Genomic DNA, 26,532 nt, shown 5'->3' with positions numbered 1-26,532 from the left:
AGGGGGGCAAGATGATAAAAAGAGTGGAACACGTCGGTATTATGGTTTCAGATATGGATGAGTCCATAAAGTTTTACAATACTCTACTAGATTTTAAGGTTCGTGTAAGAAGTCATAATGGAGATAAGGAGCTTACATTTTTAACTCAACCGGGGTTGCCTGGATTTGAGATTGAACTCATTCGTGATCTTCGGCAAGATGTCATTTATTCGGAACATGGGTTAGTCAATCATTTGGCATTTGTTGTAGAAGATATGGATACAGCAATTTCTTATTGTAAACAATTGGGGATTATCTTTGAAACGAGTGAACCCAAACGTGGGATCAATGGTCGTAAAACGATTCGTTTTAGGGGACTCAACGGGGAATTGCTGCAATTTGTGGAAGAAAGAAAGGAAGATTAGTTAACAATGAGAGGCCGGGCATTTTCAGAAGGATTGGACTCCATTATCTTGAAAGTAATTCGAAGATCGATTAAATAAAATAATAATAAACGCTAATTCTATTTGTTTTAAGAATTGGCGCTTATTATTGTTCTTTTATTTTCAAGTTGTATTTTCATCTGGACCTTCCTTACCTCGTCAGTGTATTGAATCCCTTAGGTTAAATTTGTTTACCTTAAATAGGTTTTTATACGAGCATTTCCATAGGAATCTGCTGCTTTTTTGTAAGCCTTAAGTGTGTTCGTCATGAACCGTACTAATTTTTTCATTTAGGTTTCCTCCTTATTTTATTTATGACTTTATTATTGTCCTTTAAGGATTATTTGACAAAGACAGTGAAAACGGGAACATTTACCATGAAAGCGACAACATCGGAATATATCGAATAAAAGGTAGGGTTTTCTCATCATTTCACGATTTTAGAGATTGTGCATAGTAATAACTAATTGCGAAAAATGCACCACCCGAATTGTGTTTGAAAAATAAAAAGGCTGAATCGTCAGCCTTTTTGCTAAAATTCAAGCTCTAGAAATTTTTCCGGAAGTAAATTCAACTTTTCAGTATTCACCACCCGTAGCCATGATGGTGCCACGGGTGATGAAATCCATAGCCAAAACCGCCATAGTATGGGTAGTGATGATGATGGAACCCATATCCACCGTACATATATGGATTAAATCCTACTCCGATAATTGGATAACCAAAAACTCGAGGCATATAGACACCTACTCTCATTTATTTGTACCTACACTCTAGACATATGAATGAGGGATTAAAAATGAGCATTTCTCATTAAAAATGGGCCGTTAGTTAAAGGGGAATATGAAATAAAACACAAGGTGACAAGCACTATGCGGATTTTTTACATAGTGTTTTTTGTGCATGATTATGTAAGGAACGGCAAATAATGACTTCATGAGTACCGTTGTAAAGGATGAATGAGTTGGAGCATGTTGTGATTTTAGCAATTTTACGTACAGTTGTTTCTTTTATTATTCTAATGGTGGTCACTTACTGTATTGGCAAACAGGTAAATGCTCATAAAAACCATTATAATTTTGCATTGTCTATAACGTTAGGTTCATTTATTGCAAACATGGGCTTTGATACTAATCTCAAATTTTACCCGATGTTGGCAGCCTTTCTTACACTTATATTTCTCTACTTAATCATGTCTGCTTATTCTGCCAATAGCAGACGTTTTCGAAAGTGGCTTTCAGGAAACCCAACCATCATTATAGAAAATGGAAAACTTTTGGATTCAAATATGAAGAAGGTAAAATACACTCTCGATCATTTGAATCTGCAACTAAGGGAGCAGGGAATCTTTGATATTGTTGAGGTAGAGTTTGCCTTACTTGAGGTGAGTGGAAACTTATCAGTATTAAAAAAATCATCTTTTCAGACTGTCACCAAAAAGGATCTAAATCTAGATCAGCCTCATCAAGAAAACAGCCTTCCAGTAGAACTGATCATGGACGGAGTGGTTATTGATAAAAACCTCAATGATCCGTATTCCAGACCATGGCTTGAACAACAGCTAAAAACGAGGAGATTAGAAATAAAAGATATCCACTATGCGGTCGTCGGAACCAATGGTTCTTTTTTTATTGACCTTTATCAGGATTAGTTGAAGTCACCAGGGGGCAAAGAATAGGGGTGAGTGTGTTCAACAAAAATCGGGTGGTGACAGGCACCACCCGATTTTTGTCGAATTTTATTTCAAATCTTCAATTGAATTAACATCCATGTAGGTTGGGACTACTAGGCCAAGTTTTGTGCCGGCTAGGTTTTCGCCTAGGTCTTGGAATTTGCCTTTGTATTTTTTGTAGTAGTCGGCGTGGGTGGATGGGAGCCAAGCTGCGACAGAGGCGTCGAGGCTGCCATCGGCTATGCCGGTCCACATTGGTCCAGCTTCTACTTGTCTTAACGTAACTTTATAGCCCATGTCGGTTAAGACTTTGCCAAGGACATTGGTGCTGGCGATTTCGCTATCCCATGCAACATAGCCAAGGGTAACTTTTTCGCCAGAACCTTTCTTCGCACCCTTCGTCCATTCGGCTACCTTATCCGCATTATCCTTTACCCATTTAGCGGCAGCATCTTCTGGTTGGTCTCCATCTTCAATACCGTTCATCACGACACCCATATCATCTGGAGTCCAGTGGAATTGGTCGATAACCTTAAAGGCTTCTGGTAAATCTTTTTCAAGGCCATTACGGGCAATCGTATGGATCGTTTCATCCTTCCCAAATGAACCTTTTGGATCTTCTAAGTATTTTAAATCAAATTTGGCAAACATCCAATGCGGTGTCCAGCCGGTAACAATAATCGGCTCTTTTTTGTCATAGGCTTTTTTCAAAGCGGCAGTCATTGCAGCACTTGAACCTTCAACCAGCGTCCAATCATCTAACCCATAATCCTTGATTGCTTTGGCAGATGCCTTCATCAAACCGGCACCAGGGTCAATCCCGATGATTTTATAATTAACACTATCCCCGACTGTTTTTCCCTTGGCATCCGAACTTGTTTTATCTGATCCACATGCAACAAGTCCCATGGTCAATAAAGCTGCGAGTAACATCAATATCCATTTTTTCATTTCAGGCAGTTCCCCCTTGTTTTTTGCTTTTTCCTATATTTTGCGTAATCCGGTCTAGAATGATCGCAATGACAACAATCGATAGACCGGCTTCAAACCCTTTCCCAATTTGAATCTGTGTAACAGCCCGGTACACATCGGCACCTAGACCAGGAGCCCCAACCATGGAAGCAATGACAACCATGGATAGCGCCAGCATGATACTTTGGTTAATCCCTGCCATGATCGTAGGCATGGCTAGCGGCAATTGTACTTTTAGCAAACGCTGTCCGGTTGTCGATCCAAACGCCTCGGTGGCTTCAATAATATCAGCCGGAACCTGCTGGATGCCGAGAATCGTTAAGCGAATGGTCGGCGGCATCGCAAATATAACCGATGCGACAACCCCTGGAACAACACCTATATTAAAGAAGAAAATGGCTGGAATCAGGTAGACGAAGGCAGGCATTGTTTGCATAAAGTCCAAAACAGGTGTCACCGTTTGTTTGACTGCTTGGTTTTGTGAAGCCCAAATACCCATCGGTATGCCTAAAACAATCGAAATGATGACGGCTGTGAGTACAAGCGCCAAGGTTTGGAGCATTGGATCCCAATAGCCGAGATTTGCGATTAAAAATAAACCAACTAATGTAAAAAGTGCAATTCCCTTATTAGCGATTTTCCAAGCAAGCAGTGTTAATAGAATCATAAAAATATAGGAAGGGATATAGCCGAATCCTGCGACTAAGCCATCGACAAATGATTCAAGGACTTCGGAAACTCCGTCAAAAGCCACTTCAAAAGCTGTCGTCAGCCAATTGACAAAAGCATCCACCCAATCGGCAATCGGGATTTTTGGCAACCATTTTTCCATCGTTTATTCACCCCTGCTTTCTTGAACGGCTGCGACTTCGGATTTTGCGGTTTCTAATTGATTAATTGTGTCATTGTTGCCTGCCAGCGCAGCAATGACGGCCCCTCTGACAAGAATCCCGCTTAAGCGCTTGTTTTCGTCGACAACCGCTACCGGAATTGACGCGGTCGAGACTTTTTCAAATAAATCGGTTAATAAAGTATCGGGCGCAACAGTGGAAATATCCGTTTGTAAAATTTCCCGGACTAAGAGGCCATGTTCAAGCGCGTTTTTTGCATCAGAGGCAGTGATCGCTCCGAGTAGAGTTTTCTTTTTATCCACGACATAAATACTCGAAATTCCTAGTTCCCTCATCATCTGTAGGGCAACTCTCGGACCTTTTTCAATCGAAACAGACTCGGCACGTTTCATGACATGACCGGCTGTCAATACTTTGGATAGGTCCACATCCTCTACGAATCTCTCAACATAGTCGTTTGATGGGTTAATAAGGATCTCCTCCGGTGTTCCAATCTGAACGATGGAACCATCCTTCATCAAGGCAATACGGTCACCGATTCGGAGCGCTTCGTCAAGATCGTGAGTTATAAACACAATTGTTTTTTTCATCGTTGACTGTAGCTCGAGCAGCTCATCTTGCATATCTTTGCGAATTAAGGGATCGAGTGCACTAAAGGCTTCGTCCATTAGCAGGATATCGGCATCATTAGCAAGGGCCCGGGCCAATCCAACCCGTTGCTGCATTCCGCCGCTCAGCTGTTTCGGGTACTGGTTTTCATATCCTTCGAGCCCGACAAGCCTTAAAGCCTCCAGCGCCTTTTCTTTGCGGATTTCTTTTGCAACCCCCTGGACCTCCAGCCCATATTCGGTATTTTCTATAACCGTGCGGTGAGGGAGGAGTGCAAATTTCTGGAAGACCATACTGATTTTTTTACGGCGCATGTCCCGTAGCTGTTCTTTGTTCATTTTTACAATATCTTTCCCATCAATCAGGACTTCCCCGGATGTAGGCTCAATCAGGCGATTGATCAATCGCACCAATGTCGATTTACCGCTTCCGGATAAACCCATGATGACAAAAATTTCACCGGCTTCGACTTCGAAGTTGGCCTGGCTAACACCTACAGTTGCACCAGTTTTCTTTAAAATGCTTTGTTTGGTCTCTCCCACTCTCAATAGCTGAAGAGCTGTTTTTGATTTTCCAAAAACTTTTGTAACATTACGAACTTGAATTTTATAGTTGTTACTCATAGATTCACCTCAATTTTTTCGAACTGACTATCTTATTGTAGATTATTTTAGATTTACTGGGCAATGTTGGTATTACGCCAAATCTGTTCATAAAGTACGTACAGAAAAAACTTTACAAAGTGTATTCGTATTATTCTTACAATTCCTCCGAAATGCTCCCTAATGCTCCCTAACTAGCTCCTTTACTTTTCAATTTTTCATGATAATCTAATAAAGGACACGATTGTAAAGTGAGTGTGAATTGGATCATGGATGGAGAACAAAAGCTTGAGCATGCCCGTGAGCGGGTTATAGAGGCGATTTCTCAAAATATGAATTTATATGGTGTAACGGAATCTGTTGGACGTTTATATGGTGCTTTGTATTTTCAAGAGGGACCATTGACATTAGATGATATGAAGGAAGAGCTCGGGATGAGCAAAACGAGTATGAGCACATCTGTGCGAAGTCTTTTAGAGTTAAAAATGGTCGGGAAAGTTTGGAGAAAAGGGGTCAGGAAGGACCTTTATCAGGCAGAGCCGGATTGGTATCAAACCTTTATTGATTTTTTTACGGTTAAGTGGAGAGCCGGGATTTCAATCAATGTTTCGGCGATGGAAAAATCACTCCGGGAGCTTCGGTCGCTTTTAGAGGATGAAAGTGTCGAGGAGCTTACAAAAGAGAAGGCCAGGCTGGATATTGAAAAACTCACTTCTGCGCTTGAATACTATGACTGGCTGAACCGGTTAGTGGATAGTTTTGAGTCCGAGGAGATCTTTGAGTTTATACCGAAGAAGAGATAGTGCTTTTACGTGAAAAAATCACCTGCCTAGTTGGCCGGTGATTTTTTCTTTAAACTTTTTAAAATCGTAACTGTTTTCCCGTTATTGGTCGCTTTCACGAGCCCGATGTTTTTGGCGAAGTAGGTAGTATAACCGGAATCCTCTTTTACGATGATGCAATTTTTAAAGTTACCGGCCGGCGTTTTGACAGTTTTCGTGATGGAGATAATCCGTGCCTTGCCCTCACCTTCGTAACCGACGTCCCATGACTGGCCCACCTTTGCCGGGTATTTGATATCAATATAGTACTCGGAGTCAATATATCCCGTGTACAGGCCTATACTGTTTTCGCTTACAATGAATAATTGTTTCTCAGTTGATTTGGAGGAGTAGTACCATTTGTCCCAGGTTTGGTTATACTTTTTCCCAGTGGGGATCAATTGGTAGGTTCCATCTTTGCTTGTATAGGTATAAACCTTGGTTTTGTCTAGTAGATAGCTTGCGCGTTTTGAAGTTTTGAATTTTAGATACTTCGTGTAAACGTAGGCTTTTTTTGACTTGTAGCGAATTTCAGACCATTTTTGGGATTTCGTTTTAGAATAGACGGTGACCTCGGTGCCTTTTTTCAAGCTTCCTATTTTTTTAGCGCTGAGGCTAGGTTTTTCTCTTACATTTAATATACTTGCCGTTACGGTCGCGGTCGACTTGGACTTGGTAACCGCCTGTGCAGGGATATTAAATGGAAGGAAGATCCCAACTAGTAGAGAAAGTAGAATCGTTAATTTCAGCAGAGATTTCAAAGCCACCCCTCCATTTCCTTTATTACTATAATTGTAACGAACCTGGAAACAGAGAGTAACCCAATATAATAACAAATATTCAGACAATTTATTCGTAGAATATCCAGGAAAAATGTAGAAGATTGAAGAGTATTGAATGGGGGAGGTATGGTTCGACAAAATTCGGGTGGTGACAGGCACCACCCGAATTTTGTCGATTAGACTTTTTCTACATTTACTCTGCCGGAAAAGAAGGTGGCGCCGCCGCCCATGTCGGCGATTCGGTCGGGTGTTAGGGTGTTTACGAGTTGCCTGGTGCCTTGTTGGTCTGCCCAGAGACCTTGGGTGACGAGGACCCCTGGGAGGACGTTTTCGCCGATGCTTACTTTTAGGATGCATTCGCCTCGGTGGTTCCAGATGCGGACCTTGGCACCGTCCTCAATTCCTTCCTTAACTGCATCGCGAACATTCATATGCAGGCGCGGTTCTTTTTCAAGTGTGGTGTGCTTTTGATTGTTTGAAAAAGTAGAGTTTAAGAAATTATGGTTTGGTGCCGGAACAAAGGAATAGTCGAAAGCTCCGTCCTCTTGTAAAGGTATATAGGTTGGAAATGGGGGATGCCCATCCTCCTTCATTTTTTCTGAGTAAAGCTCAATTTTTCCACTTTGGGTTGGAAGCTTTCCAGGGAAAAGCGGTTTCACCTTGGCTTTCAGATAATGATGTTCCGCCAGCCCCGCAAAATCAATGCCTTCCAAATAAGGATTTTTCAAATGATCCAATGCTTCGGCTATCATTTCTGCTTCAGATTGTTTAAAAACAGGTTCATCAAAACCCATCACTTCAGCCAGTAGCTGGAAAACTTCAACATTCGATTTTGCCTCGTAATATGACTCGATGACGGGCTGCTGAAGCTGAATATAGTGATGCCAGTAGGAGGTGTAAAAATCCGTATTTTCAAAGGATGAAGTCGCTGGCAAAATGATATCAGCATACTTGGCCGTATCGGTTAAAAATAAATCATGGACGACCGTAAATAAGTCTTCCCGGGCAAGGCCTTCGCGGACTTTATTGCCATTGGGCGCAACTACTGCCGGATTTGAACCGTACACAAAAAGGGATTTCACAGGTGGGTCCAATGTCAGCAATGCTTCACCAAGAAGATTCATATTTATAACGCGGGTGTTTTTATTTTTTAATAAATCTGGGCGCTGTAATCGAAGCTCATTATGTGACAGGTAGCCGCCATTTCCCTTAATAGCTCCGCCGCCTTTTACAAGCCATTGGCCGGTGAGTGCGGGAAGACATGCAACCGTTCGGACGAACATCCCGCCATTGTCATGGTGCTGCGGACCGTTTCCGATGCGAATAAAAGAAGGTGAGGTTTTTCCGTACATTCGCGCCAGTTTATAGATATCCTCGGGAGAGACACCTGTGATTCTTGAAACAGTGTCCGGGTCATATTGGCGGACATGTTCGCGAAGTTCTTCGTATCCCACGGTGTATTTTTGTAAAAAGTCTTCGTTGACCAGGTTTTCGGAAAATAGAATATGCATGATTCCAAGGGCGAGGGCGCTGTCGGTTCCTGGTAAAATCGGAATAAACCAATCTGCTAATCTGCCGGTCTGGTTTTTGTGAACGTCAATGACGACAATTTTCGCCCCGTTTTGTTTGCGGGCCTTTTGGGCAATCGCCACCTGATGCATATTGGTGCTGACGGCATTGATGCCCCAAAAAATGAACAGTTTCGAATGGATGGTATCTTCAGGATCAATGCCGAAGCTGCCGCCCATCGTATATTTATAGCCGGCTGAACCCGCAGAGGAGCAGATTGATCGATCGAGCTGGGAAGCGCCTATGCGGTGGAAGAAGCGGCGGTCCATGCCTTCCGCGCTGAGATTTCCCATATTCCCATAAAAACTGTAGGGGAGGATGCTTTCCGGTCCATCGGTTTGGATCAGGCTTTTCCAACGGGCGGTTATCGTTTGGATTGCTTCATCCCAAGTAATCTGTTCAAACTGGCCTTCTCCTTTTCGCCCCGTTCGTCTTAGCGGGTATTTCAAACGTTTCTCATCATTGATCCGGTCAGTCATATTCCTGACCTTATTACAAATATGGCCTTGAGTTACCGGATGATTAGGATCTCCCTCCACCTTAATAATTTTCCCGTTTTCCTTTTGTAAAAGAAGACCACATTGATCCGGACAATCAAGCGGGCAAACGGCCTTAAAAATACCGTTTTGGCTCATGACTGTACCTCCTTTTCATAGTTTTCACAAGGTGACAGGCACCGTTCGTGGACTTTTTATCTATTTTGTCCGTGTGGGGTGGACATGTTGTGGTGAATACATTTTTTGGATGTTGTTTTTATCATAAAGCAGTTTGGGATGTCCCGCAAGGTAGGAATAGGGGAAAACGAGAGGGGCCCAGCCGACCAAAAAAACCGCAACAAAAAAGTCCCAAGTGCACGATCTAACCTCGGCATTTGGGACTTTCATTTATATTCTATTTTAAGATTTTCACTTTAACCGTTTTTCTGCCCCATTGAATGGCTTTTTTATAAGTAGGCATGAAAACATCGATTTCTTTTCCTTTGATGGCGCTGCCTTTGTCGGCGGCAATCGCATAGCCGTAACCTTCAACATATACCTTTGAGCCTAGTGGAATCACTCTAGGGTCAACCGAAATCACTTTTAGATTCGGATTTTTCTTTAGGTTAAGACCTGTGTAGGTTTTACCTGAGCAGCCTGCGCAATTAACCGTATAAGCAGAAGCACTCACTGTAATGGTCTTTACTACTTTTTGTGACTTGCTTGCTGTTACTTTGCTAGTAGTCTTTTTTACAGTTTTACTAGTTTTTGTAACATTACTAGTAGCAGGCTTCGTAATCTTTAATTTCTGGTTTGGATGAATGACATCTGATTTAAGATGGTTCCAATTTTTTAGATTGGTAATCGAAACATGTGTTGTTCTGGAAATCTTATAAAGGGAATCGCCTTTTTTAACGGTATATGTATTAGATGCTGCGGATGCTCCACTATTATGTGCTAGTAATAGAAATGCTGCAAGACTTATTGTTGCGAGGAATTTTTTCATAATTCAAACTCCTTTTCTTTGATACTAAAAATATACCATGGTAGTGTTACAGTTATATTTCAATCGTTTACTAGTTTTATGACATTTTTCTTAAAAAACGGCTTTTTATGACGAAAATGTGAAATTTCTACCTTATTCTGGGATTAAATGGAGAATATTGGGGGTATAGGGGTGGAATGTGAAAAAATCACATAGGTGTCAGGCACCTATGTGATTTTTTCGCAAATTTTATTTTACCTTTATTTTCGTAGTTTTGCTTACATTTTTGGCCTTATCTGTTGCTGTAACAGTAAGAACTGTTTTCTTTTTTTGTGCTTTGATTTTTACTTTAAATTTGCCATGTGAGTCTGTCTTGGTTGTTCCGACCGTTTTATGGCCCACTTTGACGACAATCATGGAACCCGATTCTGCTGTACCGCTAAGATTTTTCGTTGTGCTTTTTACAACGGTTTTCAATTTCGGTGCTGCAGGAGGGCGTTTGTCTGTCACGGTCACCGGCACCGAACGTGCATTACTAGCAGCATCCTTAGCTGTCACGGTCAGTTTTGCACCCGCTTTTTGTACAGAAATTCCAACTTTGAAGTTTCCGTAAGAATCCGCCTTGCCATAATATTTTTTCGAACCTGCCACAACCGTAATGGATGCGCTTTTTTCCGTTAGGCCGCTAACCGTCTTCGATAGGTTAGACACGGATTTAACCTTTATAGAGGCAGGCGGGATTTTATCGACAACCGTTATGGTTTTTACCGAACTTACGTGTCCAGCAGCATCCTTAGCGGTTACAGTTAGCTTCGTTCCAGCTTTTAGTACCGGAATGAACACTTTAAAGCTTCTGGCAGAATTGGCAACAGCTTTATAGCTTGCGGAACCAATTACAACCGTAATCGTCGCTCCGGCCTCAGTTTTTCCGATTACTTCCTTTGAAAGGTTTGACACTGTGTTCGTAATCGTAACCGCAGGGACGGTGACGTCAACGACCTTCACGCTTACAACATCACCGGTATATCCAGCCGAAACAGATAAAATCGTACCCGCCTTTTGCACAGGAATCGCTACAGTAAAATGCCCGTCCCTATCAGCGACTGCCGTATATTGCCTGTCGCCAATTTTAATTGTAACCGTTGCCCCCGGTTCAGCCGTTCCCATTACCGAGTTGGATTTTTCAGTTACCTGACCAACTGTTGGTCTGAAGTAGGTTAAAGCCTTATATGCATTTAGCTTTTTACCGCCTGAAATTTTTGTATTTAATGAAATCAAGTTGTCGCCGGATGAGAGTAGAATCTTTTTCAATTGCTCGGCATCAAAGCTTGGGTATTTGCCCGCCAACAATGCGGCAACACCGGTCACATGAGGAGTGGCCATGGATGTTCCGTCAAAATAATCATATGCATCATTGTAATTCGTCTCAGCAGGGAAAATCAGGTTAATTTTCGCCAAGTTCGGATTATTACTCGTAAAATAATCAGTGTAAGGGGCATATCCAAGCGGGTACTTTCCACCATCGTAAATCGTCCCGGGTACCCCTACAGCGGTTCTTGCCGCACCTTCCCCCGTAATATGAAGGGAGAGAGTATTCGTTACAAAACTGGAATCCTCATTTTGATACAATAAATCTTCACCGCTTAAAATAAGAGATTTCTGACCTTTCTTCAAAAATTGATCGAGGGAAGTGAGATCATTATTGGTTAAAGTAGGATATTGATTTCCCATTGCGTACCCTGAAAACCAAATGACCGTATCATAGCTGCTGAGTATTCCCAAGTCTGGGCCGGAATTATCTGTTGATACTGTTACTTCTTTATAAGTACTCACCCCGGCTTGTTTTAAAAGTTCCTCGTACTTTTTCAGGAAGTTTGGGTAACCATCATCAGATTCATCATCCTGAACTAATAATATCTTTGAAGCGGCTGTAACCCCTAAATAATCGAGCGCTTTTTTAAAAGCCTCTGGACCGTCTGTACTAGTCATGTTTTCAAAACCAAAGCCATTCACAATCGCTTTATATTGATTGGCAGAATTATTAATCTGAGCAGAAACGCCAGCCTCTAATTTTTTCGGAACCGTACTTAGAATACTCACACCGGGCGCAGCAATATCCACACCTCGAGTCCCGTAGTTCGAAAAATTTGCTAGTTTACCAGTGTTATCGATCGCAGCAACAGAAATAATATTTGGGCTGGTAAAGCTTGCCGGGTAATCAGGATAATAGTCAATATTTTTCCCGTCATTACCCGCCGCCGTGACAAATAACATGTTCGAGCGTTCAATCGCATCCTTCAGGGCTTGGTCATAATCAGAACCGCCCCAGCTGTTATTGGAAATTTTAACGCCCATCTTCGCCGCATAATCAATCGCTGAAATCGCATCTGCAGTGGAACCGCCATCAGGGCCAATGAACTTTAATGGCATAATTTTTACATTCGGGGCAATCCCGGTTACCCCAAGACCGTTATTACTTGACGCCGCAATCGTTCCCGCCACATGGGTCCCATGCTCGTCGCCATCAGCCGCATCAAAAACGGAATTATCATGGTGAAGGAAATCCCAGCCATGCACATCATCTACATAGCCATTTCCATCATCATCTTTCCCGTTATTGGCAATTTCCCCCGGATTCGTCCAAATATCACCCTGCAAATCAGGATGATTGATATCCACCCCCGTATCAATCACTGCAACAACGGTCTGACTAGGGTTTGCAAGTTTATGAAACTCCTGCATGGCTTCCGGGTAATCAATATCCATATCGGTGGCCCCAATGCTGTCGGCAATCTTTTGTCCTGTATTGTGGAGGCCCCATAATTGATTAAACGACGGATCATTTGGGAGAGCAGAAGGTTTATATAAATAGTTGGGCTGAACATATTCAACCGAAGGATCTGCCTCCAATTTTTCCATTTGGCTATCCATTGACGTGCCAGTTTGTACCTTCACAACCTCAGCATCAATTGCTTTCAGCTTTTTCAGCGATTTGAGCGAATGCTTCGTTCGAACCTTCGTGGACACTGTATTATTTTTATACTTAACAATCAGTTCACCAGGCACATACTTTTCTTGATTCTTTTTTGAAAAAGCTGCCCGTGCTGCTTGCATTGCTAGTTTCTTTTTGCCAACAAGGTCTGACTGTGAAACGGATTTTTCTAGCATGTTGTTGTCGTGCTTTTGTATTAATGCATAGTTCTCATCTTTCTGCTCATTCCTTGCAGCAAATACTAGAGCCGAAGCCGAAGAAGAAAAAACTAGTAAACCAGAAAGAAGAGAGACTGCAACCTTTTTGTACACTCGACCAATACCCCTTTCGGTGCCAGGCACCTCCGAAATAACTAGGATTCTATTGAAAAACAGTACTTTTTGTCCAACTACTATATATTACAATATTCATAGGGGAAATTATATAAGTCTCGCTATCTGCCAAATTTTTTTTATAGGAAAGGGAACGGCCCCGTCTTGGCCGTTCCTTTCGTATTGTTTATTCAGCTATCCTCTCCCTCAACTTTTCGCGTGCTCCCGCACGCCAGCTTTTGACAGCAGACATGGAGACGTTTTCTTTAATGGCAATCTCTTTAATTGAAAGATCATGTAGTGCAGTGTATAGCACCCATTTCCTTTGGTTGGGTGTTAAGGTGGTGCAAACGGATAGGATGGTTTCTGTCTCTAAAGGATAATCAATGAAAATCCCTTCGGCGGTTTCCCAGAATTCTTCTTTAGGACAGACACAATTTTCTTCATATTTGTGTGCTTTAGTTAATTCTAATAGAAGGAACCCTCTAATATAGTTGTAGGCATAGCTGGTGAAGTTTCCTTTTTCGGGTTCAAAGCGATTGCTTGCCTCCCAAAGGGCAATCAGACCATGTTGATAGAATTCATCCCAATTTTTATAGATGTGCAATGTGTGAATGATTTTATGGATCATCGGACTATAATGGACAACCAACTCTTCAAAGCTTTCCAAGGGAAATCCTTTCAGAAAGCGCGCTTCACCTTTTATTCCCGGGTACCTCTACCATAACGGGAAAAAACATTTCCATCGAACCGACCAAAACCAAATTTGAATGTAAGTAACAGCTAAAAACTTGATTTTAGAGATCAAAATTCACTTTTGGGGGGGATTTTGGTTATTTCAGCTGTTTTTTATAGATTTTTCGACAGGTGCCTGTCACCACCCGAATTTTGTCGAATAACAGTGGCCGCATAAGCGCTATTGACAATTGCTTTATTGGCTCATACGATATTAATGTTGTTTGATATTATGCTAGAATAGCAAAGTGAGGGAAACGAAATGGGTTGGATGATTATATGGGCGCCATTGTTAGAACTGATTGTTGGCAGTTTACTTTATATAAAGTTTGCGGAGAAAATAAAGGATATCGCTTTTTTGATCGTTGTACAAGTTATTCTTTACGTCGTTCTCATGAATGGTTTGCTTTTATATGGGTATTTGAGTAAATAGGGATTGACCGAAAATGGACAATCCCCTATTTGTTTCACAAGGTGTAAAGGAGTAATCCTATTACCCTGCAATTCTCGTATTGTTATCAATCCCTCTATTTTTCCGTGAACGGAACCAGGCGAGGATAATGGCTGCAATTAATGTAAAGCCTAGATAGCCCATTAGCGGGTATACCGTACTGACTAATTTGATGAATCCGACAAAACTGGCTGCAAAGGAAAGAACGCCGAAGCCAATGACTGCTGGTTTGAATTTTTTAGAAGAAGGTTTGATCAAGCGTACGGAAAACGCGTACAACATTCCAACAGCTGTGTTATAAATCATCCCAAGTAACGCGATCGACATCAATGCACCTAGAACCGGATGCATATGGTTGGCAAGCATCAATGTAGGCATGTCCACACTTTTCAACTGGTCCATTTTCACAAACATTCCGATATTGATCAATAAAATCAATAATCCCAGGCCAAGTCCTCCTAGAATACCACCGCGTCCAGCCACCTTCGAATCCTTTTCCGTTCCTCCCATGACCGCAAGCATCGCTGCTCCTGCAGCAATATTATAGGAAACATAAAGAAGTCCACCCATTAACCAGTTTGATGCAGCTTGCGGCTGCGCTTTTGCAATCGCATTAAGGTCTGCAAAACTTTGGTCCATTGTAAAAAGGGAATACCCTGTGATGATTAAGACCAATACCATTAAAAACGGTGTAATCATACTAATGATGTTTAACAATTTTTGTACATTCAAGCAAACCGTTAAAATCGTCAGAGCTGCCATAACAATGTTCCCGACTATTGCTGGCAGTCCGAATTGCTGTTCAAAAATCGAACCGCTTCCGGCCATCATTACAACGGCAACACCAAATAAGAAGAAGGTAATAATAATATCGACAATAACCCCTAAATAACGCCCACAAATATGATAGATTACGTCTTTATGGGAATCTGTTTTAAGACGCGAGCCCAACTGGGTCAGCTGCATGCCCAAAAAGGCAAAGAAAAAGGTTGCAATGATGCCTCCCGCGATTCCCATCCAGCCAAAGCTAGTGAAAAATTGTAGAATTTCCTGCCCTGAAGCAAATCCGGCGCCAACGATGATTCCGACATAAGCGCCGGCAATCTGAAAACTTTTTTTCATATCCATTCTCCTTTGTAGTTTTAGAAAAATTCGGAAAATTTAACCCATAAAGAGAGAGGAGGCCAACTCCCCTCAATTTAATAATTTTGCTTTCTTACTGTAAATGACTCAATTGCGTCAATGTTCGGATCATATCCAATTCCTGCCTTACTTGGCACAGTAATTAGCCCGTTATGGACTGTAACTTCCGGATCAATAATATCCCGCTCCCAATAACGAGAAGATGCTGCTGTATCTCCAGGCATCGTAAAATTTGTGAGCGTAGTCAAGGCGATATTATGCGCTCTGCCAACCCCGGCCTCGAGCATCCCGCCGCACCAAACCGGCAGACCTTGTTCCATACATAGGTCATGAATCCTTTTCGACTCTGTTAGGCCTCCAACTCGTCCAATTTTAATATTAATAATTTTACAGCTTCCGAGACTGATGGCTTTGCGTGCATCCTCATAGGAATGGATGCTTTCATCCAGACAAATCGGTGTAGTCAGATGTTTTTGCACAAGCGCATGGTCGACAATGTCATCAGAAGCGAGTGGCTGTTCAATCATGGTTAAGCCGAACTCGTCCAGTTGTTTCAACAACTCCAAATCTTGAAGACGATAGGCAGAATTTGCATCAGCCATCAACTGGATGGTTGGAAAATGGCGGCGGATTTCACGGATAACATCGATATCCCAGCCCGGTTTGATTTTTACTTTGATACGGCGGTAGCCTTCTGAAACGGAACCGTCAATAATTCCCAGCAAATCGTCTACTGATTTTTGAATGCCGATACTGATCCCGACTTCAATTTCTTTTTTCTCACCACCGAGTGCGGTTGCAAGAGGGAGATTTTCCCGTTTTGCATACAGGTCCCAAATTGCGCCCTCAATCGCTGACTTTGCCATATTATTTTTTCGAATGGGTTTGAAGAGGGCGGACACTTCGTCAGGGTGGCTGATTTCCTTATCCTTAATCATCGGAATCAAGAAGTCCTCGAGTATATGCCAGTTGGTTTTTAGTGTTTCTTCATTATAAAGAGGGGATGTGAAAGCTACGGATTCGCCCCAGCCTGATGCGCCATTCTCATCCTGTACCTCTACTAAAATAAATTCTTTATCTGTAAATGTTCCAAAGCTAGTCGTGAATGGAAAGTTCATCTTCATTTTTAAGTGACGGAGAATTACCTGTTTAATCATCATTTAAATGGCCTTCTTTCTACTGGAAGTAAATCTCGTTTTTTTAGTAAATAGTAATGGACAGGTTCGTCGGCTGTTTTCACAACCCTTACGGCAGTAAATCCATTGGCAAATAGGGATTCAAACAATTCCCGCGTCTTCAGGCGCCAATCAAGCGCCAGCTCGGGGTAATCCTTTTTCATTTGCTGGAACTGGTTTGAAACAGGGATAAGCAAGGCTTCGCTGTTAAAAAAACTACTAGGATCAACCTCTGCAAGCTGTGGAAGTCCATCTGCTGTTTGCACATATGGTACCCGTTCAATCGCCGCCAGGTCATCCTGATGTTTTTCCTCAATATAGGGATTGGTGATCCACCACTCTACCTGAAAACGGTCGGAAGGCAAGCCTTGATTAAGTCCATCCTTCATTTCCCCGTAGCAATTTTTCACATATGTACTGCAAATTGCTTTCAGCTTTGTCAAATTCAAAAAGGCATTTACGCTTTCAAGCGGGTCATATGTCCAAGTCAGTAAATCATAGCCCATTTCAATCGCCGCGTTCTTTTGCTCTTTCTTTAAAAATTCACCAATGCCTTGTCCTCGATAGTTTTCGTCAATTCCAAGCATATGTGAGCAAAGGTAGGGTTTGCCATTAACGAAGCCCGGGAAGCCGTAACTAAATCCTACTAATTGATTCTTTTCGTATGCTCCGACGACAATCCCGCCGTTTTTAACAGCGGTTAGGGTTTGGTGAATCGGAATCGCCGGGTCTCCCCAAACTGCTTTTTCTAGTTGTTGAACTTGTTTGAGTTCTTCAATAGTCTTTATCTGTCTTACTTCAACAGTGCTGTTCATAGTGCTGTGGCGCCTCCTTTTTCAAATGTTCAAAGGTATTCATGATGGTTTTTGTTAAAATTTCAATACCTGAAAAGATTGCTTCATGATTAAAGGTCATTTTTGGATGATGCAGACCAGGGGATAGGTCACAACCAAGGCCGAGCATCGTCGCTTTAATGTGTGGTCGTTTTACTGTGTAAAAATGAAAGTCCTCACCACCGCTTGAAGGGTAGGGGGCTGTTACATTTCCGAGTGTATCAACTATGGCTTTTTCCATAAGCTTTTGGGCTTGCGGATCTACCTTTGCCGCTGCGACAAAAGCTTTGGTTTCAAGCGGAATCTCTACTTCGTACAGGGCGGCAATGGCTTGCGTGATTTTTTCTACCTTAGCGGTTAATGTTTCCATGACCTCGTTTGTTTGCGCTCTAAGATCCAGATGGAAACTTGCATGACCCGGAATCAGATTGCTGCTTTCGCCGCCGGCATGGAACTTGGTCATCTTCACAGAAGATGGAACCATCGGATCGACATGAATTTTTCCCATTTCGTTGATAAGGGCCGCGCCAATTTCAATGGCATTTTTTCCAAGATGCGGTCTTGCTCCATGCGCATCTTCACCGATAATTTCACCGGCGATAAACTTAGCTGAGCCGTGAAAAATGGCAGGTGTTGCTGTGCCATCCGAGATTTCTTGGATTGGGCGAAGGTGGACGCCGTATAAAAAGTCGAGGTCATCGACAATTCCCTTTTCAACCATTTTTAGGGCACCAGTACCTTTTTCTTCTGCGGGTTGAAATAGGACCTTGAGTTTCCCGCTAGGTTGATAGTTTAGTTTTTTGAGAAGCAGCAGGACGCCGATTATCATCGTCATATGGGCATCGTGCCCACAGGAGTGATTGGCTTTGAAAGTACCGTCTACCTCCTGCCATAGGGCATCAATATCGGTCCGCAGTCCGACCTTGTGTGGTCCGTCGCCGATTTCAACCACAAGCCCCGTGCAATCATCAAATGTCTGCGGCTGAAGCCCGTTCTGCTGTAAAAGATTTTTTATGTAGGCCGTCGTCTCTACCTCCTCCCAACTCGCCTCAGGATGCTGATGCAAATGATTAAATATCTCAAGTAGCATTGGCCGTAACTCATCAAGCTCAGTTCTCATACGAACCGCCTCCTAATAAAATTCGGTGACAGGCACCGTTCGTGGACTTTTCGTCTATTTTGTCTACGTGGGGTGGACATTAAAGCTGTTAGTCACAAAATAGATGGTCGACATCAAGTGTTTCGTATTGATGTTTGCGTTTTTCAAATTGTTCCTTATTCTGTACGGATACGTTTGCTACTAGAGCATTTAATAATGAAAAAAGTGATGGCATGGCATCAAGTGTTGATTTTTCTGGCTGGGATATGGTAAGAACCACATCAGCATATTGGCTGATTGGAGCGACGGGGGAATCCGTTATTCCAATAACTGTTGCTCCTTGGTTCTTTGCCAGCTCTGCCATTTTTACTGTTTCTTTTAAATAGCGGTGAAAAGAGATGGCCAAAAAGACGGATTGATCATTCATCCGGTCCAAGGTCAGTATTAGATCATCGGTATCCGGCTTATATAAGAAAACATTTTTTCTCATTAATCCCAGCGTGAAGGATAGCCAATGTGCTGCTGCAAAAGACGAGCGCAATCCAGTAATAAAAATTTGTTTGGCTTGAATGAGGTGATGGACTGCCTTTTGAAATTGTCCCTCATCGATTTGTTCTGCAGTCCGTTTTATGTTGTGGCAATCTTGATCCATTACATTTGTAAAGAAATGTGGTTGATTAACCAGTTCCAGCTTATTGGAATAGTACTGATCCAAGCTGCTTTTTGGTAATAGCAGGTTTTCTCTTACGGTTTTCTGCATCTCGGAAAAACCATTAAATTGTAAGGAATAGCAAAATCGAATAACGGTGGTTTCACTAACTCCTACTGCTTTCCCGATTTCCCCGGCTGATTTTATCGCAAACTGCTGTGGCTGATCCAATAAATATTTGGCGATTTTTTGCTGGCTCTTGGATAGGGTCGAGAACTGGGTTTTCAGACTTTCTAGAAATACTATATTAATCACCCTTTCATAACGGTGAAGTATAAAATTCAAATTAAACTATTATGAAGCCTAAACTTCATTTGATAAAACAAAAAATATCATAATTCAGAAAATTCCGCAACACCCAATTTCATAATTTCACAAAGTGACACATAGGGTGACAGGCACCGTTCGTGGACATTTTGCCTCTTTTGTCCGTATGGGGTGGACTTTTTCATCCTGACTTAAAAGGGAATGACTTCCCTGAATCATTTTGTATGGAATGTTTTATTGAGGAGATGATTTTTATTTAATCTTTTTGATGATTCAAAAGTGGAACTTATGATGAAGGGCAATGGGGAGGAGAGCGTGAACATTACATTATTCATACCTGAAATAAGTCTCATCTCTTTTTTGCACGAATACTAATCCCCAGCGTCCCTATCAGAGCCTTGGTCCCCATCTGAATAATGGCCTTCAGAAGAGTATTCCCTTTCATAAGAGATGCTGTTGTCATTAGGGTCATTGTTTTTAGCATTCTGGTTTCCACTTCCGCCGCCGGGGAAAAATAAAAAGGCAACAATAATCGCAACAATTCCTGGAAACCTCTGACCTGTAACGAATAGATATATGCCATCCAAGAAAAAGAGGCCGCTAATCACCTTTAAAATAACCCTTAAGGTTTTCAGAGTCATTCCCCCTAGAAAAAGGATAAATATCACTTATATAAAATGAATATTATCTATATTGGACTTTTATACATTTCCATTTCATTACAATTACGGTGACCGGCACCGTCCGTGGACATTTTGGTCATCTTGTCTGTGTGGGATGGACAAATCAGTGCATACTTAAACTAGTCTGTTTTTCGCATCCCTATGGTATGTTACTCTTTAAGTATTATATATACATAAGTAAAGGTGATCTAAATTGTTAAACAAAATAAAAGGGGCACTTTTTGGTTTTGCGATTGGCGACGCTTTAGGAGGAACGACAGAGTTTTTGACAAAGGAAGCAGTCAAGGAACGGTACGGGCAAGTGCGGGAAATCATTGGTGGTGGTGTTTGGCGCCTGGAAAAAGGGGAGACAACCGACGATACAGCGATGACCTTGGCGGTTGGCAGGGGAATCTTAAAACACCCACAAAATCTCGTCAGTGCGATTGGTGAGGAATTTTTAAAATGGAATGCCTCAAAGCCGAAGGATATTGGGAATATCATTCAAACCGTTTTTGAAATTTATGAGGGGGACTGGTTTGAAGCTTCGAAAAAGGCCCATTTTCACTATCTTAATGAAAAGTCAGCGGGTAATGGATCATTGATGCGATGTCTCCCGGTTGCGCTTGCTTATACAGATCTTGAAAAAATTGAAGAAATAACCAAATTACAATCAAAAATGACCCATTATGATGCTCTTACGGAAGAAGCGTGCGTTATTTATAACCGAATTGCGTTTCAGATTCTTCAAGGGAAGTCTCTAGGGGAGGCAATTACCAGCGAGGTCAAAGGCACCATTTATGAAGAGGCACTGAAGGGCAAAATGCCATCCTGCCCTCCTGATGGTTTTGTTGTTAACACAATGGAATGGGTTTTGTACTGGCTCCTTAACGAGGACAATTTCTTAGGGGTTGTGATTGGAGCCGCAAATGAGGGATATGATAGCGATACTGTTGCTGCCATTGCCGGCGGTCTGGCCGGGTTACACTTTGGTTTTGAGGAATTGCCGAAAGACTATTGCCAGGTGCTCCTGCAAAAGCATGAATTAGAGCAGCTAGCCCTTGGTCTATATTATTTTTCCAAGGGGGAGTAATCAAAAAAAGGCTGGAAGAAGTTCCAGCCTTTTTGCATAAGTACTTTTATCGCTCACAAGCAATCAAATCTTTATCCCGATCACGCGATTTATTCGCGTCATAAAGTGCCTTTGAAACAAATGGTTTGTAGTGGGTTTTTCCTCCTTTGTTTTTCACTTTGGAAGAACGGGCTACGCCCCCTTTATACACTTTATTCATAGCCTTACAGTTTTTAAACGTAACAATCTTTGATTTTGCTTCTGCTAAATTTTGTGAGCTTGAACCGTATGAAAAACCTAAAACCAGTCCAAAGGCGAGTAAAAATGCAAAAAAACGTTTCATTTTCAAATTACCTCTTTTCCCTATATTTACCTTAAAAATAATAATAATTTACTATTACATATTTTTCAATAGAATAAGAAACTTTTAGAATTAATCTAGAAATCGACAATTTTTTTATAAATCAAGCAGGACTTTAAAACTAGAAATCGAATTATTATAAGGAGAGGAAACATGTCCTCCTTAAACCCAACAACCACCCAGTTCCTCGTAACTTTTCCTTACCAAACCAACTTACAATAAGGAGTGACTCCCGTATGGCTCGTAAGCCTCGTGCCTGGCTTCCCGGCTTTAAATACCACATCATCAGCCGCGGAATTCGAAAACTACCACTATTTTTAGATGACAGAGATCGTTATAAATATCTAAATCTACTAGTAGAAATAAAACAAGAATACCCCTTCATCATCCACACCTACTGTCTGATGACCAATCACATACATCTGCAGCTTGAAACCATCGACACATCTCCGAGCATCATCATGAGCCAGCTCAATACCAAATACGCCCGGTACTTCAACAAAAAATACCAGTTTAGCGGACATCTTTTTGAAAAACGATATAATGGCGAACTGATTGATTCTGCCGCCTACGAGCTCGACCTCAGCAAATATATTCACCTAAACCCTGTCAAGGCTGGCATCGTAGCGCGCCCCGAAGATTATCCTTGGAGCAGCAGCCGCGCTTATCTTCTCGGTGAAACCAACCCGCTTATCGAAACCAATCAGATTTTTTCCTACTTCCCAAACCCACCAATCGAACATTACCGTGAATTTATCCAAAAGCCATTTATTGATGAAGCAGCAAAACAATTTTTTGAAGAAATCTATTGAAAGGAAGACAAAACTATGTCAGCTAAAGTAACCAGCATCGGCCTAAAAGGGCTCGAGGGCTTTCGTGTAAATGTCGAGGTCGGGACATTTGTCGGCAATGATTCGATCAAAATTGTCGGCCTGCCCGATGCTGCTGTGAAGGAATCCAAGCTCCGTATTCTCGCCGCCCTTCGTTCCCTCGGATACAATCTCTCCGGTCAAAACATCATTATCAATCTATCCCCAGCCGAGCAGAAAAAGGATTTTCGTTCTTTAAAGGGAAAAACGGAGGAGTCTTCACAAACAGTAAGAAAGAGGGTAGAGTCGGCAAGAGAGAGGCAGTACGATCGATATGGGGAGGAAATTTGTAATAGCAGAGTGCCTTATGAGGTTTTAGTCAAATGAGTCCATTAACCAATGAACAGCAACGCTCCCTACAACAGGTTTCCATCAAGAAAAATTGGAGCAATCGAACGTATATTAAATCATCTGGCTGGCCCGGACGATTGCTAATCTGCATGGAGTCAGGGAGATTACCGATCAAAGCATTTGGGAGGCCATTAAATTGAACACAGGTGTAAGCGGGAGACCCAAAAGCAGTCTTGTTTTATAAAGGAAAAGGGATGTAGAGGCTTAATCTACATCCCTTTTTCCATAAGATGAACCGGCTATTCATCCTCATCTTTCTTATCTTTTTGCTGTTCCTGTAAGGCTTTGAGCAGCTCTTGCACATCAATTTTTCCATCCTTATTTAGATCAGCCAGAATGCTATCCGGCGTGCTTTGTGGCGTTGGGGCAGGAGGAACAGGTGCCGGCGCCGGATTTGTTGCTACCGTAAGAGCCTGCTGTTTCGGTCTAAAAGCAAACGTGAAAGCCAATAGTAAAATGACTAAGAGCCCTGAAACACCATCGATAATATAGAAGAGGGTGCGGTAATCGGACCAAAGAATTTTACTGTCGTCGACCTTTTTCTCCGCATTGGTGATGTATTGCTTGATTTCTGAATGATTCGGGTAAATCCGCTGGACGGCCTCAAATTTTTCTAAGGCATTTTTGTAATAACCGCCCCAATACAATTGAAGGCCTTCTTTGTAGAGGGTGTCGGTGTCACTCTTCGTATTTTTCGCACCTGCATCATTTACGAATTCTTTTACTGTATTAACCGGAACGGCAAAGTTAAAGCCTTGAACCTCCTGGCCATTGACTGTGTCGCCTCTAAATGTTAATAAACCAACGATTTCTCCCTTTTCGTTCACCACTGGTCCGCCGCTATTTCCGTGGGTGGCGGCAGCATTTAGTTGAATCACTGGACTGCCTTGCTTCGTATTTTTTGAAGCGGTGGTAATCTGGCCGCTATTGGTTGTCGAAATTAACGAGGAATCTGGCGATAATAGGTCCGAATCAGCCGCCGCCGGATACCCGCTGACCCAGATATTGTCTTGGTTTTGGATATTATCGGAGTTTCCAAGCGTTAAAGTAGGGAAGTTTTTCCCTTCAATTTTGAGAACAGCTACGTCTTTGCCTTGATTGACAGGAGCACCGTAGGCTTTAATTTCCCCATCGAGAATGTCTCCGCCAGGTAAGATTACTTTTGTGACCATCTGAACGTCAGTGTAGAGATTATACTTAGCGAGATAATTTACGACAGCATTATAGTCGTAATTATAGGTTTTGGCGATTTGCTCGGCCAGCTGATGCATGGCTTCTGTGGCAACATCACCTTTTTCCATCTTGGAGATTTCTACTACATGGGCATTGGTTACGATATAGCCATTTGAACTAATAATTGCACCGGACCCAGATCCGCCAATTACGGATTGATAGTTTAATTGTTTTAAAAAATCGTTGATATCTGCGTTATAGCCGTTATATTGCCAGCTGACAACGGCATAGTTCACAATCCGTACAACGGCCGGACGGATGTACTCCGCAAGCTTTTGCCCGGTTTTTAAACTTCCGGTGGACGGCTTAATGCTCATAAGGAAGAAGGAAGTAACCATAACCGCAATAAGCAGCACACTGATTGGAATAGTAAAAATGGCCCGTTTTTTCAAAAAGGAAACACCCCTTAATCAAATTTTCACCTCAGCAATATATTCAGGGAACAGAAAAATGTAGTTTTGTACACAAAAAAATAAGCGGTGCCTGTCACCGCTCGTGGACTTTTTGGGTGTTTTGTGCGTGTGTGGTGGACATGAATAATCCAATCCCAATCTAATCGTATGCAACCGGCAGTATTAAGCGTTATTTGATTTCGGCACCTGTTTCTGGTCCTGCGTATATTTGTACTTTTCCAAGTTGTTTTGTTTGGATGATATAGACATTTGGCCAGGTCTCACCTAGGATTTCGTATTGGAGTCCGCCATATTTACTTGGACGCAATTGGTCAGGCAGGGCATTTTTTTTGATTGGATCTTTATTAAGCGGGTAAATTCTCCAGGAATCAGCTGAAGCCGGCAGGAAAAGTGTCTTCTTTTTACTGTCAGTGCTCTCTTTTGTATAGGATGATGAAGAAGAGGCCGGCCGCTGTAAAGCCTTTTTAGAATCTGAAGCTGTTTTCGTTGTCGTTTTTGTTGTTTTTGTCAACTTATGGAGGTTGAGTGCTTTAGCGAGTCCATTTACATGTCCGCGTGCTACGTTGTTTATCCAATCTGGATCCTTCATTTTTGCTAAGTCATTGGTATTGTCAATAAAACCATTTTCCGACAGCATCGCATCCATGTTAGATTCCCGAAGAACGTGGTAGTTTGCTTTCTTTATACCACGATCGATAAGATCGTTTAATTTAATGACTTCCTTATGAATGGTCCGCTGAATTTCTGCTGTCCGTGAATTGTTGGAAAGAAGGTCATGAATATAATCCTCGTAGCCGGTTCCACCGCCTGAATTAATGTGAACAGCCAAGTAAAAATCAGCACCCCAAGCATTCGCCATATCAGTCCGTTCCTCGAGGGAAACCGTTTGGTCGCCGGTTCTGCTCATTTTGACTGTGGCATTCTCATATTCATCTTCTAACATATCGCGAATTCTTGTGGCAATTTTAAGAGTGACATCTTTCTCGGCTAGACCAGTTCCGGTTGCTCCCGGGTCACTTCCACCATGACCGGGGTCAACAAATATCTTTACCATATTTATCACCTCTTAATTTTATATGTAAGCGGCCAAACTCCCGTTATAGGTCTATCGAACTGAAAAAAGATGGTAAAAAATAAGTGACAATATAAGGTGACAGGCACCGCTCGTGGACAAATCATCAAATTTGTCCGTTCAGAGTGGACAGTAGGTATTTAGATTGCCAAGTTTCTTAAAAACGATATCTATCTTAAAAAAAGAGGCTGTTCCAAAGTCTGCCAAGCAACGGCAAATGGAACAGCCTCAAATTTATTATAAAACACTAAACCTCTCATCTCGAACATCGCTGATAAACATATGTCCAGGTGCGTGGGTAATCATGATGGACGGTTTACTTTTCATTGCTACCGCTTGTGGTGTAACACCACAAGCCCAAAATACCGGAATTTCTCCGTCCTTAATGGTTACAGCATCCCCAAAGTCAGGCTTAGAAACATCAGCAATCCCAATCTGACTTGGATCGCCAATATGAATCGGAGATCCATGCACAGCTGGAAACCGTGAAGTAATTTGAACCGCACGAATCGCGTCCTCCGGTTTCATCGGCCGCATGCTGACCACCTGGTCCTTCAAACACACCGGCTCGTTCACATGGAATATTCGTCTTGTACATCGGAACATTACAATTCTCCTCAATATGACGAACCGGAATCCCACTTTCCAAAAGCGGTGTCTCGAAGGTAAAACTGCATCCTAGCAAGAAACCAACCATATCATCTTCCCAATACTCCGATATATCCGTTACCTCTTCAGTAAAAACACCATCTCGGTAAATCCGATACCGAGGGATATCCATCCGAATATCAGCATTCTGAGCAATTTTCCCAGGAACAAAGGACCCTGGTTCCGTCACATCCAGGAGCGGACATGGCTTAGGATTTCGCTGGCAAAATAATAGAAAATCAAATGCATATTCCTTCTTTAAAATCACTAGATTCGCTTGTGTGAACCCTTTTGACATCCCCGCAGTAGGACCTGTAATCGTTTGACGACGAATCAATTCCCTTATTTCTTCAGGAGACATATTTCCAAAGTCAC

The 26,532-nt window shown here is 42.2% G+C and carries 25 protein-coding genes and 1 pseudogene; 7 read left to right on the top strand and 19 right to left on the bottom strand.

Translation table 11 applies throughout. The features are described 5' to 3' along the window. The first annotated feature begins 11 nt into the window (after nucleotides 1-11). Nucleotides 12-404 carry a VOC family protein gene (locus RCG21_RS29620; RefSeq protein ID WP_308914103.1) on the top strand — a complete coding sequence of 131 codons (393 nt, stop codon included), beginning with the start codon at nucleotides 12-14 and terminating at the stop codon, nucleotides 402-404. A 603-nt stretch (nucleotides 405-1,007) separates the two neighbouring features. Here RCG21_RS29620 and RCG21_RS29615 read toward each other — a convergent pair. After that, complete coding sequence (locus RCG21_RS29615) at nucleotides 1,008-1,160, bottom strand: hypothetical protein (RefSeq protein ID WP_308914102.1); 153 nt, start codon at nucleotides 1,158-1,160, stop codon at nucleotides 1,008-1,010. Nucleotides 1,161-1,377: 217 nt separating this feature from the next. On the opposite strand from RCG21_RS29615, the gene RCG21_RS29610 reads away from it, so the two are divergent. After that, nucleotides 1,378-2,073 (top strand): DUF421 domain-containing protein, encoded by a 696-nt coding sequence (locus RCG21_RS29610; RefSeq protein WP_308914101.1) that lies wholly within the window; start codon nucleotides 1,378-1,380, stop codon nucleotides 2,071-2,073. Between the two features lie 87 nt (nucleotides 2,074-2,160). Here RCG21_RS29610 and RCG21_RS29605 read toward each other — a convergent pair whose 3' ends face one another. The 3 genes from RCG21_RS29605 to RCG21_RS29595 are packed head-to-tail and all read right to left on the bottom strand — an operon-like array spanning nucleotide 2,161 to nucleotide 5,149. After that, entirely contained in the window at nucleotides 2,161-3,045 is an 885-nt protein-coding gene (locus RCG21_RS29605) for a glycine betaine ABC transporter substrate-binding protein (RefSeq protein WP_308914100.1), read from the bottom strand. 1 nt (nucleotide 3,046) lies between these two features. Then, complete coding sequence (locus tag RCG21_RS29600; protein ID WP_133333866.1) at nucleotides 3,047-3,898, bottom strand: ABC transporter permease; 852 nt, start codon at nucleotides 3,896-3,898, stop codon at nucleotides 3,047-3,049. 3 nt (nucleotides 3,899-3,901) lie between these two features. Further along, the gene (locus tag RCG21_RS29595) at nucleotides 3,902-5,149 is read right to left on the bottom strand and encodes a quaternary amine ABC transporter ATP-binding protein (protein ID WP_133333867.1); all 1,248 of its coding nucleotides are present in this window, start codon (nucleotides 5,147-5,149) and stop codon (nucleotides 3,902-3,904) included. A 248-nt stretch (nucleotides 5,150-5,397) separates the two neighbouring features. On the opposite strand from RCG21_RS29595, the gene cudC reads away from it, so the two are divergent. Beyond that, entirely contained in the window at nucleotides 5,398-5,931 is a 534-nt protein-coding gene (gene cudC, locus RCG21_RS29590) for a choline uptake/conversion transcriptional regulator CudC (RefSeq protein WP_133333868.1), read from the top strand. A gap of 26 nt (nucleotides 5,932-5,957) precedes the next feature. Here cudC and RCG21_RS29585 read toward each other — a convergent pair whose 3' ends face one another. The 5 genes from RCG21_RS29585 to RCG21_RS29565 form a co-directional block, all read right to left on the bottom strand. Continuing rightward, on the bottom strand, nucleotides 5,958-6,710 hold the full coding sequence (locus RCG21_RS29585; protein ID WP_165976221.1) for an SH3 domain-containing protein: 753 nt from the start codon (nucleotides 6,708-6,710) through the stop codon (nucleotides 5,958-5,960). 197 nt (nucleotides 6,711-6,907) lie between these two features. After that, entirely contained in the window at nucleotides 6,908-8,935 is a 2,028-nt protein-coding gene (locus RCG21_RS29580; RefSeq protein ID WP_308914099.1) for a molybdopterin oxidoreductase family protein, read from the bottom strand. A gap of 256 nt (nucleotides 8,936-9,191) precedes the next feature. Beyond that, complete coding sequence (locus tag RCG21_RS29575) at nucleotides 9,192-9,782, bottom strand: 3D domain-containing protein (protein ID WP_308914098.1); 591 nt, start codon at nucleotides 9,780-9,782, stop codon at nucleotides 9,192-9,194. A 228-nt stretch (nucleotides 9,783-10,010) separates the two neighbouring features. Further along, nucleotides 10,011-13,064 carry a S8 family serine peptidase gene (locus RCG21_RS29570; RefSeq protein ID WP_308914097.1) on the bottom strand — a complete coding sequence of 1,018 codons (3,054 nt, stop codon included), beginning with the start codon at nucleotides 13,062-13,064 and terminating at the stop codon, nucleotides 10,011-10,013. A gap of 187 nt (nucleotides 13,065-13,251) precedes the next feature. Then, nucleotides 13,252-13,734, bottom strand: a complete 483-nt coding sequence (locus RCG21_RS29565) for a sigma-70 family RNA polymerase sigma factor (protein ID WP_308914096.1) — start codon at nucleotides 13,732-13,734, stop codon at nucleotides 13,252-13,254. 327 nt (nucleotides 13,735-14,061) lie between these two features. On the opposite strand from RCG21_RS29565, the gene RCG21_RS29560 reads away from it, so the two are divergent. Then, the gene (locus RCG21_RS29560; protein WP_308914095.1) at nucleotides 14,062-14,232 is read left to right on the top strand and encodes a hypothetical protein; all 171 of its coding nucleotides are present in this window, start codon (nucleotides 14,062-14,064) and stop codon (nucleotides 14,230-14,232) included. A 60-nt stretch (nucleotides 14,233-14,292) separates the two neighbouring features. Here RCG21_RS29560 and RCG21_RS29555 read toward each other — a convergent pair whose 3' ends face one another. From RCG21_RS29555 to RCG21_RS29530, 6 genes are all read right to left on the bottom strand, one after another. Beyond that, a complete protein-coding gene (locus RCG21_RS29555) occupies nucleotides 14,293-15,372 on the bottom strand; it encodes a YkvI family membrane protein (protein WP_308914094.1) in 1,080 nt (359 codons plus the stop codon). Nucleotides 15,373-15,449: 77 nt separating this feature from the next. Continuing rightward, entirely contained in the window at nucleotides 15,450-16,553 is a 1,104-nt protein-coding gene (gene menC / locus RCG21_RS29550) for an o-succinylbenzoate synthase (protein ID WP_308914093.1), read from the bottom strand. Beyond that, on the bottom strand, nucleotides 16,550-17,383 hold the full coding sequence (locus tag RCG21_RS29545) for a GNAT family N-acetyltransferase (RefSeq protein ID WP_133333876.1): 834 nt from the start codon (nucleotides 17,381-17,383) through the stop codon (nucleotides 16,550-16,552). The genes menC and RCG21_RS29545 overlap by 4 nt, the downstream gene beginning before the upstream one ends. Continuing rightward, a complete protein-coding gene (locus RCG21_RS29540; protein WP_308914092.1) occupies nucleotides 17,367-18,521 on the bottom strand; it encodes a M20 peptidase aminoacylase family protein in 1,155 nt (384 codons plus the stop codon). The genes RCG21_RS29545 and RCG21_RS29540 overlap by 17 nt, the downstream gene beginning before the upstream one ends. 88 nt (nucleotides 18,522-18,609) lie before the next feature. Then, entirely contained in the window at nucleotides 18,610-19,464 is an 855-nt protein-coding gene (locus RCG21_RS29535; RefSeq protein WP_308914091.1) for a MurR/RpiR family transcriptional regulator, read from the bottom strand. Between the two features lie 383 nt (nucleotides 19,465-19,847). Further along, complete coding sequence (locus RCG21_RS29530) at nucleotides 19,848-20,117, bottom strand: hypothetical protein (RefSeq protein ID WP_308914090.1); 270 nt, start codon at nucleotides 20,115-20,117, stop codon at nucleotides 19,848-19,850. Between the two features lie 235 nt (nucleotides 20,118-20,352). Between RCG21_RS29530 and RCG21_RS29525 the strand changes: the two genes are divergently transcribed. After that, nucleotides 20,353-21,231 carry an ADP-ribosylglycohydrolase family protein gene (locus tag RCG21_RS29525; RefSeq protein ID WP_308914089.1) on the top strand — a complete coding sequence of 293 codons (879 nt, stop codon included), beginning with the start codon at nucleotides 20,353-20,355 and terminating at the stop codon, nucleotides 21,229-21,231. 46 nt (nucleotides 21,232-21,277) lie between these two features. On the opposite strand, the gene RCG21_RS29520 is transcribed toward RCG21_RS29525, so the two are convergent. Further along, a complete protein-coding gene (locus tag RCG21_RS29520) occupies nucleotides 21,278-21,553 on the bottom strand; it encodes an excalibur calcium-binding domain-containing protein (protein WP_308914311.1) in 276 nt (91 codons plus the stop codon). Nucleotides 21,554-21,807: 254 nt separating this feature from the next. On the opposite strand from RCG21_RS29520, the gene RCG21_RS29515 reads away from it, so the two are divergent. Further along, nucleotides 21,808-22,383, top strand: coding sequence for a transposase (locus RCG21_RS29515; RefSeq protein ID WP_133333881.1), 576 nt, complete (start codon nucleotides 21,808-21,810; stop codon nucleotides 22,381-22,383). Between the two features lie 15 nt (nucleotides 22,384-22,398). Beyond that, a complete protein-coding gene (locus RCG21_RS29510) occupies nucleotides 22,399-22,767 on the top strand; it encodes a magnesium chelatase domain-containing protein (protein WP_308914088.1) in 369 nt (122 codons plus the stop codon). A gap of 263 nt (nucleotides 22,768-23,030) precedes the next feature. Here the strand turns inward: RCG21_RS29510 and RCG21_RS29505 are convergent, their stop codons facing one another. From RCG21_RS29505 to RCG21_RS33660, 3 genes and pseudogenes are all read right to left on the bottom strand, one after another. After that, entirely contained in the window at nucleotides 23,031-24,416 is a 1,386-nt protein-coding gene (locus tag RCG21_RS29505; RefSeq protein ID WP_308914087.1) for a S1C family serine protease, read from the bottom strand. Nucleotides 24,417-24,606: 190 nt separating this feature from the next. Then, nucleotides 24,607-25,491, bottom strand: coding sequence for an N-acetylmuramoyl-L-alanine amidase family protein (locus RCG21_RS33665; RefSeq protein ID WP_372512734.1), 885 nt, complete (start codon nucleotides 25,489-25,491; stop codon nucleotides 24,607-24,609). Nucleotides 25,492-25,746: 255 nt separating this feature from the next. Next, nucleotides 25,747-26,206, bottom strand: a pseudogene (locus RCG21_RS33660) (D-glutamate cyclase family protein). Nucleotides 26,207-26,532: the final 326 nt, after the last annotated feature.

The sequence above is a fragment of the Bacillus salipaludis genome (assembly GCF_030938565.1).
Lineage (GTDB): Bacteria > Bacillota > Bacilli > Bacillales > Cytobacillaceae > Neobacillus > Neobacillus salipaludis_A.
This window is presented reverse-complemented; position numbering and strand designations above follow the sequence as displayed.

Bases quoted from the DNA above. Each gene is read 5' to 3' on its own strand.
- RCG21_RS29620 (WP_308914103.1), top strand. From the start codon at position 12: ATGATAAAAAGAGTGGAACACGTCGGTATTATGGTTTCAGATATGGAT.
- RCG21_RS29615 (WP_308914102.1), bottom strand. From the start codon at position 1,160: ATGCCTCGAGTTTTTGGTTATCCAATTATCGGAGTAGGATTTAATCCA.
- RCG21_RS29610 (WP_308914101.1), top strand. From the start codon at position 1,378: ATGAATGAGTTGGAGCATGTTGTGATTTTAGCAATTTTACGTACAGTT.
- RCG21_RS29605 (WP_308914100.1), bottom strand. From the start codon at position 3,045: ATGAAAAAATGGATATTGATGTTACTCGCAGCTTTATTGACCATGGGA.
- RCG21_RS29600 (WP_133333866.1), bottom strand. From the start codon at position 3,898: ATGGAAAAATGGTTGCCAAAAATCCCGATTGCCGATTGGGTGGATGCT.
- RCG21_RS29595 (WP_133333867.1), bottom strand. From the start codon at position 5,149: ATGAGTAACAACTATAAAATTCAAGTTCGTAATGTTACAAAAGTTTTT.
- cudC (WP_133333868.1), top strand. From the start codon at position 5,398: ATGGATGGAGAACAAAAGCTTGAGCATGCCCGTGAGCGGGTTATAGAG.
- RCG21_RS29580 (WP_308914099.1), bottom strand. From the start codon at position 8,935: ATGAGCCAAAACGGTATTTTTAAGGCCGTTTGCCCGCTTGATTGTCCG.
- RCG21_RS29575 (WP_308914098.1), bottom strand. From the start codon at position 9,782: ATGAAAAAATTCCTCGCAACAATAAGTCTTGCAGCATTTCTATTACTA.
- RCG21_RS29560 (WP_308914095.1), top strand. From the start codon at position 14,062: ATGGGTTGGATGATTATATGGGCGCCATTGTTAGAACTGATTGTTGGC.
- RCG21_RS29555 (WP_308914094.1), bottom strand. From the start codon at position 15,372: ATGAAAAAAAGTTTTCAGATTGCCGGCGCTTATGTCGGAATCATCGTT.
- menC (WP_308914093.1), bottom strand. From the start codon at position 16,553: ATGATGATTAAACAGGTAATTCTCCGTCACTTAAAAATGAAGATGAAC.
- RCG21_RS29545 (WP_133333876.1), bottom strand. From the start codon at position 17,383: ATGAACAGCACTGTTGAAGTAAGACAGATAAAGACTATTGAAGAACTC.
- RCG21_RS29540 (WP_308914092.1), bottom strand. From the start codon at position 18,521: ATGAGAACTGAGCTTGATGAGTTACGGCCAATGCTACTTGAGATATTT.
- RCG21_RS29530 (WP_308914090.1), bottom strand. From the start codon at position 20,117: ATGACTCTGAAAACCTTAAGGGTTATTTTAAAGGTGATTAGCGGCCTC.
- RCG21_RS29520 (WP_308914311.1), bottom strand. From the start codon at position 21,553: ATGAAACGTTTTTTTGCATTTTTACTCGCCTTTGGACTGGTTTTAGGT.
- RCG21_RS29515 (WP_133333881.1), top strand. From the start codon at position 21,808: ATGGCTCGTAAGCCTCGTGCCTGGCTTCCCGGCTTTAAATACCACATC.
- RCG21_RS29510 (WP_308914088.1), top strand. From the start codon at position 22,399: ATGTCAGCTAAAGTAACCAGCATCGGCCTAAAAGGGCTCGAGGGCTTT.
- RCG21_RS33665 (WP_372512734.1), bottom strand. From the start codon at position 25,491: ATGGTAAAGATATTTGTTGACCCCGGTCATGGTGGAAGTGACCCGGGA.